Genomic DNA, 15,305 nt, shown 5'->3' with positions numbered 1-15,305 from the left:
CAATCGAACAGGAAAGCAGGGTGGGGCAACGCATTCCCGTCACGCTGGGCAATATCGCCCCGCTGGCGGTTAAACCCTTCCGACCAGGCAAGCTGGCGCTGGTATGCGAAGGCGGAGGACAGCGAGGGATTTTTACTGCCGGGGTGCTGGACGAATTTATGCGCGCCGGATTTAACCCCTTTGACCTGATGCTGGGTACTTCCGCCGGCGCGCAAAACCTCTCCGCCTACATGTGTAATCAGCAAGGCTATGCCCGCAAAGTTATCACCCGCTACACCACTTCACGCCAGTTTTTCGATCCGATGCGCTTTGTGCGCGGCGGCAACCTTATCGATCTCGACTGGCTGGTTGAGGCCACTTCGCAGCAAATGCCGCTTGCCATGAACTATGCCGAAGCGCAGTTCGCGTTGGGGAAAGAGCTGTGGCTATGCGCTTGCCGCGGTGACGATTACTCCGCCAGCTATTTTTCGCCGACGCCGCAAACGTGGCTGGATCTGATCCGCGCCTCCAGCGCCATCCCCGGCTTTTATCGCAGCGGCGTGTTGCTCGACGGCGTTAGCTACCTGGACGGCGGCGTCAGCGATGCGATCCCGGTGCAGGAGGCGGCCCGCCGCGGCGCCCAGACCATCGTGGTGATCCGTACCGTCCCTTCGCAGATGTTTTATACCCCGCAGTGGTTCAAGCGGATGGAGCGCTGGCTGGGAGAGAGTAGTCTGCAACCGCTGGTCAATTTGGTGCATCATCACGAAACTACCTACCGCGCCATCCAGCAGTTCATCGAGAAACCGCCGGGTAAGTTGCGGATCTTCGAAATCTATCCGCAGCGGCCGCTGCGCAGCATGGCGCTTGGCAGCCGACTACCGGCGCTGCTGGAGGACTACAAAACCGGGCGCCAGTGCGGCCGTTATTTCCTGGCAACGGTGGGTAAACTACTGGCCGACCAGCCGCCGCTGCTGCGCCACGCGCCGCGTATTGCCCGGCCCGCGCCGGTGGTGGTGCCGCCGGTGCCGGTGGCCAATGAAGCGCCCCAGGCGACCATCATTCCTGCGCCCCAGGCGAATGACCCCAGTTTTGATCATGAGGATCTGGCGTGACGCACCGTTTTATCGATACCCACTGTCACTTTGATTTTCCCCCCTTCGCGGCAGATGAGGTCGCCAGCCTGGCGCGTGCGGCGCAGGCCGGCGTCGGGCGAATTATCGTTCCAGCCATCTCTGCTGAGCGTTTTAGCCGCGTGCTGGCGCTGGCAGCTCAGCACGAAGCGCTGTACGCCGCCCTGGGTATGCATCCGATCGTCATCGAAGAGCATACTGATGAGGGACTGGCGCAGCTGGAAGCCTTGATGGCGCAGCGGCCGCCTAAACTGGTGGCGGTGGGAGAGATTGGCCTCGATCTTTATCGCGACGATCCGCAGTTTGATCGTCAGCAGGCGCTGCTGGAAGCGCAGCTGAGGCTGGCGAAGCGTTACGATCTGCCGGTGATCCTCCACTCCAGACGCACCCACGATAAGCTGGCGATGCTGCTGAAAAAACATGCCCTGCCGCGTACCGGAGTCATCCATGGCTTTGCCGGCAGCCTGCAGCAGGCCGAGCGCTTCGTTCAGCTTGGCTATAAGATCGGCGTTGGCGGCACCATTACCTATCCCCGCGCCAGTAAAACCCGTGAAGTGATGGCGCGTCTGCCGCTTTCCGCTCTGCTGCTGGAGACCGATGCGCCGGATATGCCGCTAAATGGCTTTCAGGGACAGCCCAATCGACCGGAACAAGCTGCACGGGTATTTGAGGCGCTGTGTGAACTGCGTCCGGAGTCGCCGGCAGCTATAGAAGAAGGGATCATGCACAATACGCTCGCCTTGTTTTCCCTTCCCCCGGTCTCTGTATGGTGATCGATTTCTCATAATTGTCCATCCATATCATTGATTTGCTTAAAATGTGTGAAGCCAGACGGGCAGGATAGTTTCAGGCCGATATAATCACGCGGTTAGTACTGGACTATCAAAAACACAGGGAATCTGTATGCAAATCCTCATGGGACTTATCGGCATGGTGGCGCTATTGGCCATTGCTGTGCTGCTCTCCAATAACCGAAAAGCCATTAACCTGCGCACCGTGCTCGGCGCCTGGATAATCCAGGTGGGTATCGGCGCGTTAATATTGTATGTACCGGCCGGGCGCGCGGCGCTATTAGCGATGTCGAATGGCGTCGCCAGCGTTATTGCCTACGGCAATGAAGGGATTAGTTTCATCTTCGGCGGGCTGGTCTCCGATAAAATGTTCGAGGTGTTTGGCGGCGGCGGCTTCGTCTTTGCCCTGCGCGTGCTGCCGGTGATCGTCTTCTTCTCGTCGCTGATTGCCGTGCTTTACTACCTGGGCATTATGCAGCTGGTCATTCGCATTCTCGGCGGCGCGCTGCGGGCAGTGCTGAAGACCTCACGTACCGAATCGCTGTCGGCCACGGCGAACATCTTTGTTGGCCAGACCGAAGCGCCGCTGGTGGTGCGTCCTTATATCGCCACCATGACTCGCTCGGAGCTGTTTGCGGTCATGTGCGGCGGCCTGGCCTCGGTGGCGGGCTCGGTACTGGCGGGCTATGCGCAGATGGGCGTTCCGCTGGAGTACCTTATTGCCGCGTCGTTTATGGCGGCGCCGGGAGGCCTGCTGTTTGCCAAAATTATCGTACCGGAAACGGAAAAACCGGACGATAACCCGGCTCATGACAGCCAAAGCGCTGACGCGGATAAACCGGCCAACGTGCTGGATGCTGCCGCCTCCGGCGCCGCGTCTGGTATGCAACTGGCGCTCAACGTCGGCGCGATGCTGCTGGCGTTTATTGCGCTGATCGCCCTGCTGAACGGCATACTCTCCGGCGTCGGCGGCTGGTTTAACCATCCTGAGCTGTCGCTGCAGATGATCCTCGGCTGGATCTTCTCACCGCTGGCGTGGGTGATTGGCGTGCCGTGGCACGAAGCGACGGTGGCGGGGTCGTTTATCGGCCAGAAGCTGATCATTAACGAGTTCGTGGCCTACATGAACTTTGGCGAATATTTAAAGGCGGATGCCGAAGTGGCGGCGGCCGGGCTGCAGGTCATTTCAGATCACACCAAAGCCATTATCTCTTTCGCGCTGTGCGGCTTTGCCAACCTGTCATCGATCGCCATTCTGATTGGCGGACTCGGGGGAATGGCGCCCAACCGGCGGCAGGATATCGCTCAGCTTGGGCTACGTGCGGTAGCGGCGGGGACGCTGTCCAACCTGATGAGCGCCACCATCGCCGGGGTTTTTCTCGCCCTGTAAGCCTGTCTGCTGAACCAGCGGCCACCGTGCCGCTGGTGTTGCTGTAAATGTGATAATTCCATCACCACTCTCTTTTTTGAAAAAAGGTTTATATTTCAATTTGTAGCGTTTTTATTGCCCGTAAGTTGGGCAAAATGTGCGCCACGCTATCGAGTGTACCTGTTATTGTGTGTTATAATTATCACATTCTCATCGGCGGTATAGTATCGATTATGCTTAAGAGGGGACTAACGATAATTGCTGCGGTATTGAGTGCTAATTTGTGATTTTAATCACGTTACAGTAATGCAAATTAGTAAGTAGTTTTCATTAACTGTGATGAATGTCGAAGTGTAACGACGAGCGAATGTTACAATAGTAACAGACTCGCAAGGTGAACAAACTATTGATCCGGCATGACGCCGGCGGAGTATGAAATGACTGATTTAAAAGCAAGCAGCCTGCGCGCGTTAAAACTGATGGACCTGACCACTCTGAATGACGACGACACCAATGAGAAAGTCATTGCCCTGTGTCATCAGGCGAAAACGCCGGTGGGTAACACCGCGGCGGTCTGCATCTACCCGCGCTTCATCCCGATCGCCCGTAAAACGCTGAATGAGCAGGGGACGCCGGATATTCGCATCGCCACGGTCACCAACTTCCCGCACGGGAATGACGATATCGACATTGCGCTGGCGGAAACCCGCGCGGCGATCGCTTACGGAGCAGATGAAGTGGACGTGGTCTTCCCGTACCGCGCGCTGATCGCCGGCAACGAGCAGGTCGGTTTCGAGCTGGTGAAAGCCTGTAAGGAAGCCTGTGCGGCGGCTAACGTGCTGCTGAAAGTGATCATCGAAACCGGTGAGCTGAAAGAAGAAGCGCTGATCCGTAAAGCGTCTGAAATCTCTATCAAAGCCGGGGCCGATTTCATCAAAACCTCGACCGGTAAAGTGCCGGTGAATGCCACGCCGGAAAGCGCGCGCATCATGATGGAAGTGATCCGCGATATGGGCGTTGAGAAAACCGTTGGCTTCAAACCGGCGGGCGGCGTGCGCAGCGCGGAAGACGCGCAGCAGTTCCTGGCGATCGCTGATGAACTGTTCGGCGCCGACTGGGCCGATTCTCGTCACTATCGTTTTGGCGCATCCAGCCTGCTGGCTAGCCTGTTGAAAGCCCTGGGTCACGGCGACGGCAAGAGCGCCAGCAGCTACTAATCCCTTGATTTGCCGGATGGCGCTGCGCTTATCCGGCCTACGAATTGATGCCTGTAGGCCGGATAAGGCGCTCGCGCCGTCATCCGGCAATTTATTCTCTTTGGGAGGTTACCGTGTTTCTCGCACAAGAAATTATTCGTAAAAAACGTGATGGTCAGGCATTAAGCGATGAAGAGATCCGCTTTTTCATCAACGGCATCCGCGACAATACTATCTCTGAAGGGCAGATCGCCGCGCTGGCGATGACCATCTTCTTCCACGATATGTCTATGCCGGAGCGCGTTTCGCTGACCATGGCGATGCGGGATTCCGGTACCGTTCTGGACTGGAAAAGCCTCAACCTTAACGGTCCGATCGTCGATAAACACTCTACCGGCGGCGTCGGGGATGTCACTTCGCTGATGCTGGGGCCGATGGTGGCCGCCTGCGGTGGTTACGTACCGATGATCTCCGGCCGCGGCCTCGGCCATACCGGCGGTACGCTGGACAAACTGGAAGCGATCCCGGGCTTCGATATCTTCCCGGACGACAACCGCTTCCGCGAGATTATTAAAGATGTTGGCGTGGCAATTATCGGGCAGACCAGCTCCCTTGCCCCGGCCGACAAACGTTTCTATGCCACCCGCGATATTACCGCGACGGTGGACTCCATCCCGCTGATTACCGCCTCGATTCTGGCGAAGAAGCTGGCGGAAGGGCTGGATGCGCTGGTGATGGACGTCAAAGTCGGCAGCGGCGCGTTTATGCCGACTTATGAACTCTCTGCCGCGCTGGCCGAAGCGATCGTGGGTGTCGCCAACGGCGCCGGCGTGCGCACCACCGCGCTGCTGACCGATATGAATCAGGTACTGGCCTCCAGCGCCGGCAACGCCGTTGAAGTTCGCGAAGCGGTGCAGTTCCTGACCGGCGAATACCGCAACCCGCGCCTGTTCGACGTGACAATGGCGCTGTGTGTGGAAATGCTGATCTCCGGCAAGCTGGCGGCGGACGATGCCGAGGCGCGCGCGAAGCTGCAGGCGGTGCTGGATAACGGTAAAGCGGCGGAAGTGTTTGGCCGCATGGTCGCGGCGCAGAAAGGGCCGAGCGACTTTGTCGAGAATTATGCTAATTATCTGCCGACGGCGATGCTGAGCAAAGCAGTCTATGCTGATACCGAAGGTTTTATCAGCGCGATGGATACTCGCGCGCTGGGCATGGCAGTGGTTTCTATGGGCGGCGGCCGCCGTCAGGCATCGGACACCATTGACTATAGCGTTGGCTTTACCGAGATGGCGCGTCTGGGTGACCGCGTCGACGGACAGCGTCCGCTGGCGGTGATCCATGCCAAAGACGAGAACAGCTGGCAGGAGGCCGCGAAAGCGGTCAAAGCGGCCATTAAACTGGACGATAAAGCCCCGGAAATTACACCGACAGTCTATCGCCGTATCACTGAATAGCGATATACTGATCTGATCGCTTTTTTGCAGCGCAAGATGTATGGAGAACAAGATGAAACGTGCATTTATCATGGTGCTGGACTCCTTTGGGATTGGCGCAACGGAAGACGCAGACCGCTTTGGCGACGTCGGCGCCGATACGCTGGGCCACATTGCAGAAGCCTGCGCCAAAGGCGAGGCTGACCACGGCCGCAAAGGCCCGCTGAATTTACCGAACCTGACCCGTCTGGGTCTGGTGAAAGCGCATGAAGGCTCCACCGGTAAAATTGCCGCGGGTATGGATGGCAATGCCGAAGTGATTGGCGCCTATGCCTGGGCGCATGAACTTTCTTCCGGTAAAGATACCCCGTCCGGCCACTGGGAAATCGCCGGCGTGCCGGTGCTGTTTGACTGGGGCTACTTCAGCGACCAGGAAAACAGCTTCCCGCAGGAGCTGCTGGATAAGCTGGTGAAACGCGCCAACCTGCCGGGCTATCTCGGCAACTGCCACTCCTCCGGGACGGTGATCCTCGATCAGCTCGGCGAAGAGCATATGAAAACCGGGAAACCGATCTTCTATACCTCCGCTGACTCGGTGTTCCAGATCGCCTGTCACGAAGAGACCTTTGGCCTCGACAAGCTGTATGAGCTGTGCGAAATCGCGCGTGAAGAGCTGACCGAAGGCGGCTATAACATTGGTCGCGTGATTGCTCGTCCTTTCGTGGGCGACAAAGCCGGTAACTTCCAGCGTACCGGTAACCGTCACGACCTGGCGGTAGAGCCGCCGGCGCCGACCGTGCTGCAGAAGCTGGTCGACGAGAAAAACGGCCACGTGGTGTCCGTGGGTAAAATCGCCGATATCTACGCCAACTGCGGTATCACTAAGAAAGTGAAAGCCACCGGGCTGGACGCGCTGTTCGACGCGACCATCAAAGAGATGAAGGAAGCGGGCGACGAGACTATCGTCTTCACTAACTTCGTCGATTTTGACTCCTCCTGGGGCCACCGTCGTGACGTCGCTGGCTACGCGGCGGGTCTGGAGCTGTTCGACCGCCGTCTGCCAGAGCTGATGGAGCTGGTTGGTGAAGACGACATTCTGATCCTCACCGCCGACCACGGCTGCGACCCGACCTGGACTGGTACTGACCACACCCGCGAGCATATCCCGGTGCTGGTGTACGGCCCGAAAGTGAAACCAGGTTCGCTCGGTCACCGTGAAACCTTCGCGGACATCGGCCAGACTATTGCGAAATACTTTGGTACGTCTGACATGGAATATGGCAAAGCCATGTTCTGAGGTCATTGCCCGGTGGCGCACAGCGATCCGGGCCTACGATTTGTAGGCCGGGTAAGGCGTAGCCGCCACCCGGCAAAAACAACAATGTAAAAGGAACTGAAGATGGCAACTCCTCACATTAACGCAGAAATGGGCGATTTCGCTGACGTCGTTTTGATGCCGGGCGACCCGCTGCGCGCGAAGCACATTGCAGAAACCTTCCTCGAAGACGTGCGTGAAGTGAACAACGTGCGCGGCATGCTGGGCTTCACCGGTACCTATAAAGGCCGCAAAATCTCCGTGATGGGCCACGGGATGGGTATCCCGTCCTGCTCTATCTACACCAAAGAGCTGATCACCGATTTCGGCGTGAAGAAAATCATCCGCGTGGGCTCCTGCGGCGCGGTGCGTGAAGATGTCAAACTGCGTGACGTGGTGATCGGCATGGGCGCGTGCACCGACTCTAAAGTGAACCGTCTGCGTTTCAAAGACCATGATTTTGCGGCGATTGCCGATTTCGGCATGGTGCGTAATGCGGTAGACGCGGCGAAAGCGCTGGGCGTTGACGCGCGCGTCGGCAACATCTTCTCCGCAGACCTGTTCTATACGCCGGACCCGTCCATGTTCGACGTGATGGAAAAATACGGCATTCTGGGCGTGGAAATGGAAGCGGCGGGTATCTACGGCGTGGCGGCGGAGTTCGGCGCGAAAGCGCTGACCATCTGCACCGTCTCCGACCACATCCGTACCCACGAGCAGACCACTGCTGCGGAGCGTCAGACCACGTTCAACGACATGATCAAAATCGCGCTGGAATCCGTGCTGCTGGGCGATAAAGAGTAAGAGCTGTTGTGCCGGGTGGCGGCTTCGTCTGACCCGGCCTACGGTTTTCCAGGCCCGCTAAGCGCAGCGGGCTTTTTTTATCAGCGCACTGCGCCGGCAATCCACGCCGACAGTTCTTTCAGTTCCGCTTCCTGCTCCGGGAAATCGCCGACCAGCGCCTCGCACTGCTGCTGTAATACTTCTGCCCGATACTGACAGCCGACTAAGCGTGCCGCCAGGGCCTCCAGCGGCGCCGGGTTCAGGCTATCGGTAAAGGCCTGCGCGCGGGTGATATGCCCTTTTTCGACGTCAAAATGCAGCTCGACGCCGCCCCAGCGAAAGCGCTCGTCCAGAAGATGAGAGAAGGCCGGTGCCTGGCCGAAGTTCCACTCCCAGCTGCTCTGACGGGCGAAGGTCTCAGCAAAATTTGGTAGATCCGGCGTGTTGTCCGGGGAGATCACCTCGGCGTCCACCCGTTCGCCATAATGGCTGAAGAATGCTTCCTGGATCGCCTCGCAAACTTGCTGATGGGTAATGCCCGGCAGCAGCTCAACCAGGTTCGCCACCCGTCCGCGCACCGAGGTAATGCCTTTAGCCTGCAGCTTTTTCTGGTCCGGGTTGAGGTAGTTGGCGAGACGGCTTAAATCGGCGTTGAGCAGCAGGGTACCGTGATGAAAACCGCGGTCCATGGTTTCACGATAGGCGGAGCCGGAGACTTTGCGGTCGCCGCTGTCGGTTTTGACCACCAGATCGTTGCGCCCGGAGGCTTCGGCGGTTACGCCGAGTGAATTAAGCGCCGCCAGCACAATAGCGGTGGAGACGGTTTTGTCGTACTCCGGTTTGCCTGCCATAAAGGTAAAGCAGGTATTGCCGAGGTCGTGGAACACCGCGCCGCCGCCGCTGCTGCGACGGGCCAGCCGCACATGGTCTTCCTCCATGCGGCGGGTATTACACTCCTTCCACGGGTTCTGCGCGCGGCCGATGACCACGGTATCGGCATTGCGCCACAGGAACAGCACCCGTTGGGTGGCGGGCATCTGGCGGAAAATGCACTCCTCGACCGCCAGGTTGAACCACGGATCGTAAGAGTCAGAGAGCAGGAGGCGCAATGTGGACATTATAGATTTCCTTTCTTTTCATCGTCTTCATCCTCAACCGGCTTGTTGGCGGTGAGCAGGAAGGGCGATTGCTGCCAGCGGGTGCGTTTGCCCTGCAGCAGCGTGCGGGTCAGCACCACGCCGATAGCCAGGGACAGCAACAGCATCAGGCGTAAGATATTGGTGGTATTATCCACCTGCTTCGCCTCGGTCGCCAGGGTATGAGTATCGAGGGTCAGACGCAGGTAGCCCAGCGGGCCGTTTTTTCCTGGCACCGGTTCGACAATCTGCTGGTTGAAGTAGCCGCCGGCTTTTTTACCATCCAGCGCCAGCCGGTCGCGAACCTCGACGCTTTCGCCAGAGCGCGCCACCAGGTCGCCCTGTTCGTCATATACCCCGGCGTCCAGGACGCGGCTGTTATGGGTTAGCTGGGTCAACAGCTGATTGATGCGCTTCTCGTCAGGCGTCTCGCTGCGCATCAGCGGCGCGAGATTCAGCACCACCTGCTGCGCCAGCGTGCGGGCCAGCTCTTCCAGCTGCGGATTGCGTTGTTTCTGACTGTTCTGACTGAACCACGAAGCGCCCTGCATCAGCGCGACGAGCAGGGCGAGACAGATAAGAACAATGACCGCACGATGCAGCCGGAATTTCAGTTTTGCGCGAACCATATTCCACCTTTGAAAATTTGCAGCTTAATGTTGCCAGAAGCGCTGGTTACAAGGTAGCCTCATGCGTTATTTTCCTCGCCTGAATGAAGAGATGTGGAGCCGTAATGCCTAACAGTTTGACCTGGTGCGACCTGCCTGAAGACGTTTCCCTGTGGCCTGGGTTGCCGCTTTCCCTGAGCGGCGACGAGGTCATGCCGCTGGATTATCACGCCGGGCGCAGCGGCTGGCTGCTATATGGTCGCGGTCTGGATAAACGTCGGCTGACGGCGTGGCAGCGTGAGCTGGGCGCCGCGTTAGTGATCGTTGCCTCCTGGGTGGTCGAGGATTACCAGGTGATCCGCCTGGCCGGTTCGCTGACTCCCCGTGCGACGCGACTGGCGCATGAGGCGGGGCTGGACGTCGCGCCATTGGGTAAAATTCCCCATTTGCGCACCCCGGGCCTGCTGGTGATGGACATGGACTCCACGGCGATTCAGATCGAATGCATCGATGAGATTGCGAAACTGGCCGGCACCGGCGAGCTGGTCTCGGAAGTGACCGAGCGGGCGATGCGTGGCGAGCTGGACTTCACCGCCAGCCTGCGCCAGCGCGTGGCGACGCTGAAAGACGCCGATGCCAGTATTTTGCTGCAGGTTCGCGACGCGCTGCCGCTGATGCCGGGCCTGGCGCAGCTGGTGCTCAAGCTGGAAACGCTGGGTTGGAAAGTGGCGATCGCCTCCGGCGGTTTCACCTTCTTTGCCGAGTATCTGCGCGACAAACTGCATCTCGACGCGGTATTCGCCAATGAGCTGGAGATCCGCGACGGCAAGCTCACCGGCAACGTGCTCGGCGATATCGTCGATGCGAAATATAAAGCCAATACGTTGCGCAAGCTGGCGGAAAAGTATGAGATCCCAACGGCGCAAACCGTGGCTATCGGCGATGGCGCCAACGACCTGCCGATGATTAAGGCAGCAGGGCTTGGCATCGCCTATCACGCGAAGCCCAAAGTGAATGAACAGGCGGAAGTGACTATCCGCCACGCTGACCTGATGGGGGTATTCTGTATTCTCTCGGGCAGCATGAACCAAAAGTAAGAGGTAAACGTGGCGAAAGCTCCAAAACGCGCATTTGTCTGTAATGAATGTGGTGCGGATTATCCGCGCTGGCAGGGGCAGTGCAGCGCCTGCCATGCCTGGAACACCATCACCGAGATGCGCATCGCCGCGTCGCCGCAGGTGGCGAGAAACGAGCGTCTTTCAGGCTATGCCGGTAACGCCGGCGTGTCGAAGGTGCAGAAGCTGTCAGATATCAGCCTGGAGGCGCTGCCGCGTTTCTCCACCGGCTTTAAAGAATTTGACCGCGTGCTGGGCGGCGGCGTGGTGCCGGGCAGCGCGATCCTGATTGGCGGCAACCCCGGCGCGGGCAAATCGACGCTGCTGCTGCAAACCCTCTGCAAACTGGCGGAAGGGATGAAAACCCTGTACGTCACCGGGGAGGAGTCCCTGCAGCAGGTGGCGATGCGCGCCCATCGTCTCGGGTTGCCAACGGCCAACCTGAACATGCTCTCGGAAACCAGCATTGAGCAGATCTGTCAGATCGCCGATGAAGAAAAGCCGCAGCTGATGGTGATCGACTCCATCCAGGTGATGCATATGGCCGACGTGCAGTCGTCGCCGGGCAGCGTCGCCCAGGTACGGGAAACCGCGGCCTATTTGACGCGCTTTGCTAAAATTCGCGGCGTGGCGATTGTGATGGTCGGCCACGTCACCAAAGACGGCTCGCTGGCCGGTCCGAAGGTGCTGGAGCACTGTATCGACTGCTCGGTGCTGCTGGACGGGGATGCCGACTCCCGCTTCCGTACGTTGCGCAGCCATAAAAACCGCTTTGGCGCGGTGAACGAGCTGGGCGTCTTCGCCATGACCGAGCAGGGCCTGCGCGAAGTGAGCAACCCGTCCGCTATCTTCCTCAGCCGGGGAGATGAAATCACCTCCGGTAGCTCGGTGATGGTGGTCTGGGAAGGGACCCGCCCGCTGCTGGTGGAGATCCAGGCGCTGGTCGATCACTCAATGATGTCCAACCCGCGCCGCGTGGCGGTGGGGCTGGAACAGAACCGCCTGGCGATCCTGCTGGCGGTGCTGCACCGTCACGGCGGCCTACAGATGGCCGATCAGGACGTCTTCGTCAATGTGGTCGGCGGGGTGAAGGTCACGGAAACCAGCGCCGACCTGGCGCTGCTGCTGGCGATGGTCTCCAGCCTGCGCGACCGTCCTCTGCCGCAGGATCTGGTGGTCTTTGGCGAAGTGGGGCTGGCCGGGGAAATTCGCCCGGTACCGAGCGGTCAGGAGCGTATCTCCGAAGCGGCGAAGCACGGCTTCCGCCGCGCCATCGTCCCGGCGGCCAATGTGCCGAAAAAAGTGCCGGAAGGCATGCAAATCTTTGGCGTGAAAAAGCTTTCAGACGCGCTAAGCGTTTTTGACGACTTATAATAAGTTAAAAGGAGATTAGCGATGTCGTCATTTGACTATTTAAAAAGCGCCATTAAGCAGAAAGGCTGTACCCTGCAGCAGGTGGCGGAAGCCAGCGGAATGACCAAGGGGTATCTTAGCCAGCTGCTGAATGCCAAAATCAAAAGCCCGAGCGCGCAGAAGCTTGAAGCGCTGCATCGTTTCCTCGGGCTGGAGTTTCCCCGCCGACAGAAAAGCGTCGGCGTGGTGTTTGGTAAGTTTTACCCACTGCATACCGGGCATATCTACCTGATACAGCGCGCCTGTAGCCAGGTCGATGAGCTGCATATCATTATGGGCTATGACGATACCCGCGACCGCGAGCTGTTTGAAGAGAGCGCCATGTCGCAACAGCCGACGGTGCCTGACCGCCTGCGCTGGCTGCTACAAACCTTTAAATATCAGAAGAATATTCGCATCCACGCCTTCAATGAAGAGGGGATGGAGCCCTATCCGCACGGCTGGGACGTCTGGAGCCATGGGATCCGCGCTTTTATGAGCGAAAAAGGGATCGAGCCGAACCGGATCTATACCTCGGAAGAGGCCGATGCGCCGCAGTACCTTGAGCATCTGGGGATCGAGACGGTGCTTATCGATCCTAAGCGGACCTTTATGAATATTAGCGGCGGGCAGATCCGCGAGAACCCGTTCCGCTACTGGGAATATATTCCGACGGAAGTGAAACCGTTCTTTGTGCGGACGGTGGCGATCCTCGGCGGCGAGTCGAGCGGTAAATCGACGCTGGTCAATAAACTCGCCAATATCTTCAATACCACCAGCGCCTGGGAATATGGCCGGGATTATGTTTTTTCGCATCTCGGCGGCGATGAGATGGCGCTCCAGTATTCGGATTACGATAAAATTGCCCTTGGGCATGCGCAGTATATTGATTTTGCGGTGAAATATGCCAACAAGGTGGCGTTCATCGATACCGACTTCGTCAGCACTCAGGCCTTCTGTCTGAAGTACGAGGGACGTGAGCACCCGTTTGTGCAGGCGCTGATTGATGAATACCGCTTCGACCTGGTGATCCTGCTGGAGAACAATACCCCGTGGGTGGCCGATGGACTGCGCAGTCTTGGGAGCTCGGTGGATCGTAAAGAGTTTCAGTCGTTGCTGGTATCGCTGCTGAAAGAGAACGAGATCGAATTCGTTCATGTGAAGGAGTCGGACTACGATGCCCGGTTCCTGCGCTGCGTCGAGCTGGTGAAACAGCTGATGGGCGAGCAGGGGTAGGGGCTCTGCGGGCTGTTGCCCTCACCCCAACCCTCTCCCAATGGGAGAGGGAGCAAACATTAAAAAAGGCAACTTGCGTTGCCTTTTTGCGTTTTATTTCGCGATACGTTTGTACTTGATTCGCTTCGGCTCCAGCGCGTCGGCGCCGAGAGTGCGTTTCTTGTACTCTTCGTACTCGGTAAAGTTACCTTCGAAGAACTCAACCTTACCTTCATCCTGGTAATCCAGAATGTGGGTGGCAATACGGTCAAGGAACCAGCGGTCGTGCGAGATAACCATCGCGCAGCCCGGGAACTCCAGCAGGGCGTTTTCCAGCGCGCGCAGGGTTTCGATATCCAGGTCGTTGGTTGGTTCATCGAGCAGCAGGACGTTACCGCCGACCTGCAGCAGTTTCGCCAGGTGCAGACGACCACGTTCACCGCCGGACAGCTCGCCAACGCGTTTACCCTGGTCGACGCCTTTGAAGTTAAAGCGGCCCACGTAGGCGCGGCTCGGCATCTCGGTGTTGCCGATCTTCATGATATCCAGGCCGCCAGACACTTCTTCCCACACGGTCTTACTGTTGTCCATCGCGTCGCGGAACTGATCGACGGAAGCCAGCTTAACGGTTTCACCCAGGGTGATGGTGCCGGAATCAGGCTGTTCCTGGCCGGACATCATGCGGAAGAGGGTGGATTTACCCGCGCCGTTCGGACCGATGATGCCGACGATAGCGCCTTTCGGTACCGAGAAGCTCAGATCGTCAATCAGAACGCGGTCGCCGTAGGATTTGCGCAGATGGCTGACTTCCAGAACTTTATCGCCCAGACGCGGGCCTGGCGGAATGAACAGTTCGTTAGTTTCGTTACGTTTCTGATATTCAACGTTGTTAAGCTCTTCAAAGCGCGCCAGGCGGGCTTTGCCCTTAGACTGACGGCCTTTCGCGCCCTGGCGAACCCACTCGAGTTCTTTCTCGATAGATTTGCGGCGTGCGGCTTCCTGAGAAGCTTCCTGCGCCAGACGCTGGTCTTTCTGCTCCAGCCAGGAGGAGTAGTTGCCTTCCCACGGAATACCTTCGCCGCGGTCAAGCTCGAGGATCCAGCCGGCGACGTTATCAAGGAAGTAACGGTCGTGGGTAATCGCCACCACGGTGCCTTCGAAGTCGTGCAGGAAGCGTTCCAGCCAGGCGACGGACTCGGCGTCGAGGTGGTTGGTCGGTTCGTCGAGCAGCAGCATATCCGGTTTTTCCAGCAGCAGACGGCACAGCGCGACGCGGCGGCGTTCACCACCGGAAAGATTAGCGATTTTCGCATCCCAGTCCGGCAGGCGCAGGGCGTCGGCCGCGCGCTCCAGCTGGACGTTCAGGTTATGGCCGTCGTGCGCCTGGATAATCTCTTCGAACTTGCCTTGCTGTGCGGCAAGCTTATCGAAGTCCGCATCCGGCTCGGCGTATTTGGCATAGACTTCGCCCAGCCCCTTCAGCGCGTTAACCACTTCGGCGACCGCTTCTTCCACGGACTCGCGCACGGTGTGCTCCGGGTTGAGCTGCGGCTCCTGCGGCAGGTAGCCGATTTTGATGCCAGGCTGCGGACGCGCTTCACCTTCGATCTCGGTGTCGATACCGGCCATGATGCGCAGCAGGGTAGATTTACCGGCGCCGTTCAGACCGAGCACACCGATTTTCGCGCCAGGGAAAAAGCTGAGGGAGATATTTTTCAAAATATGACGTTTCGGCGGAACCACTTTGCCGACACGATGCATGGTATAAACGAATTGAGCCACGTTGGACTTCGCCTCTTTCTATTTTGATAGATAGTTCAAAGCCGAAGTGTAGCCT

General features: G+C 58.4%; 13 protein-coding genes. 10 read left to right on the top strand and 3 right to left on the bottom strand.

Annotation, left to right across the window (positions count from 1 at the left end; translation table 11 throughout):
• Positions 1–20 precede the first annotated feature (20 nt).
• The 7 genes from KHQ28_RS04055 to deoD all read left to right on the top strand — a co-directional run bounded on the left by KHQ28_RS04055 (position 21) and on the right by deoD (position 8,023).
• The gene (locus tag KHQ28_RS04055; RefSeq protein WP_004146038.1) at positions 21–1,094 is read left to right on the top strand and encodes a patatin family protein; all 1,074 of its coding nucleotides are present in this window, start codon (positions 21–23) and stop codon (positions 1,092–1,094) included.
• Entirely contained in the window at positions 1,091–1,885 is a 795-nt protein-coding gene (locus tag KHQ28_RS04050; protein ID WP_004192101.1) for a metal-dependent hydrolase, read from the top strand. Before KHQ28_RS04055 ends, KHQ28_RS04050 begins: the two co-directional genes overlap by 4 nt.
• A 130-nt stretch (positions 1,886–2,015) precedes the next feature.
• On the top strand, positions 2,016–3,293 hold the full coding sequence (locus KHQ28_RS04045) for a NupC/NupG family nucleoside CNT transporter (protein WP_004146034.1): 1,278 nt from the start codon (positions 2,016–2,018) through the stop codon (positions 3,291–3,293).
• Between the two features lie 416 nt (positions 3,294–3,709).
• Complete coding sequence (gene deoC, locus KHQ28_RS04040; protein WP_002887784.1) at positions 3,710–4,489, top strand: deoxyribose-phosphate aldolase; 780 nt, start codon at positions 3,710–3,712, stop codon at positions 4,487–4,489.
• 113 nt (positions 4,490–4,602) lie between these two features.
• Positions 4,603–5,925 (top strand): thymidine phosphorylase, encoded by a 1,323-nt coding sequence (deoA, locus tag KHQ28_RS04035; RefSeq protein WP_002887787.1) that lies wholly within the window; start codon positions 4,603–4,605, stop codon positions 5,923–5,925.
• A gap of 52 nt (positions 5,926–5,977) precedes the next feature.
• On the top strand, positions 5,978–7,201 hold the full coding sequence (deoB, locus tag KHQ28_RS04030) for a phosphopentomutase (RefSeq protein WP_004151380.1): 1,224 nt from the start codon (positions 5,978–5,980) through the stop codon (positions 7,199–7,201).
• Between the two features lie 102 nt (positions 7,202–7,303).
• Entirely contained in the window at positions 7,304–8,023 is a 720-nt protein-coding gene (gene deoD / locus KHQ28_RS04025) for a purine-nucleoside phosphorylase (protein WP_002887789.1), read from the top strand.
• A gap of 80 nt (positions 8,024–8,103) precedes the next feature.
• On the opposite strand, the gene lplA is transcribed toward deoD, so the two are convergent.
• A complete protein-coding gene (gene lplA, locus KHQ28_RS04020) occupies positions 8,104–9,120 on the bottom strand; it encodes a lipoate--protein ligase LplA (protein ID WP_002887791.1) in 1,017 nt (338 codons plus the stop codon).
• Positions 9,120–9,767, bottom strand: coding sequence for a YtjB family periplasmic protein (locus KHQ28_RS04015; RefSeq protein ID WP_002887794.1), 648 nt, complete (start codon positions 9,765–9,767; stop codon positions 9,120–9,122). The genes lplA and KHQ28_RS04015 overlap by 1 nt, the downstream gene beginning before the upstream one ends.
• A gap of 104 nt (positions 9,768–9,871) precedes the next feature.
• Between KHQ28_RS04015 and serB the strand changes: the two genes are divergently transcribed.
• Genes serB through nadR form a run of 3 tightly spaced genes read left to right on the top strand, consistent with a single transcriptional unit; the run spans position 9,872 to position 13,489 of the window.
• Positions 9,872–10,843, top strand: a complete 972-nt coding sequence (serB, locus tag KHQ28_RS04010) for a phosphoserine phosphatase (protein WP_004177487.1) — start codon at positions 9,872–9,874, stop codon at positions 10,841–10,843.
• A gap of 9 nt (positions 10,844–10,852) precedes the next feature.
• A complete protein-coding gene (gene radA / locus KHQ28_RS04005) occupies positions 10,853–12,235 on the top strand; it encodes a DNA repair protein RadA (protein ID WP_032418069.1) in 1,383 nt (460 codons plus the stop codon).
• A gap of 21 nt (positions 12,236–12,256) precedes the next feature.
• The gene (gene nadR, locus KHQ28_RS04000) at positions 12,257–13,489 is read left to right on the top strand and encodes a multifunctional transcriptional regulator/nicotinamide-nucleotide adenylyltransferase/ribosylnicotinamide kinase NadR (protein ID WP_002887802.1); all 1,233 of its coding nucleotides are present in this window, start codon (positions 12,257–12,259) and stop codon (positions 13,487–13,489) included.
• A gap of 93 nt (positions 13,490–13,582) precedes the next feature.
• Here nadR and ettA read toward each other — a convergent pair whose 3' ends face one another.
• The gene (gene ettA / locus KHQ28_RS03995; protein ID WP_032418067.1) at positions 13,583–15,250 is read right to left on the bottom strand and encodes an energy-dependent translational throttle protein EttA; all 1,668 of its coding nucleotides are present in this window, start codon (positions 15,248–15,250) and stop codon (positions 13,583–13,585) included.
• Positions 15,251–15,305 lie beyond the last annotated feature (55 nt).

Origin of the sequence: Klebsiella sp. 28, assembly GCF_018223905.1 — a bacterium.
GTDB classification, from domain to species: domain Bacteria; phylum Pseudomonadota; class Gammaproteobacteria; order Enterobacterales; family Enterobacteriaceae; genus Klebsiella; species Klebsiella pneumoniae.
The sequence above is the reverse complement of the archived record's forward strand: the minus strand, read 5'-3'. Positions and strand labels throughout refer to the sequence as shown.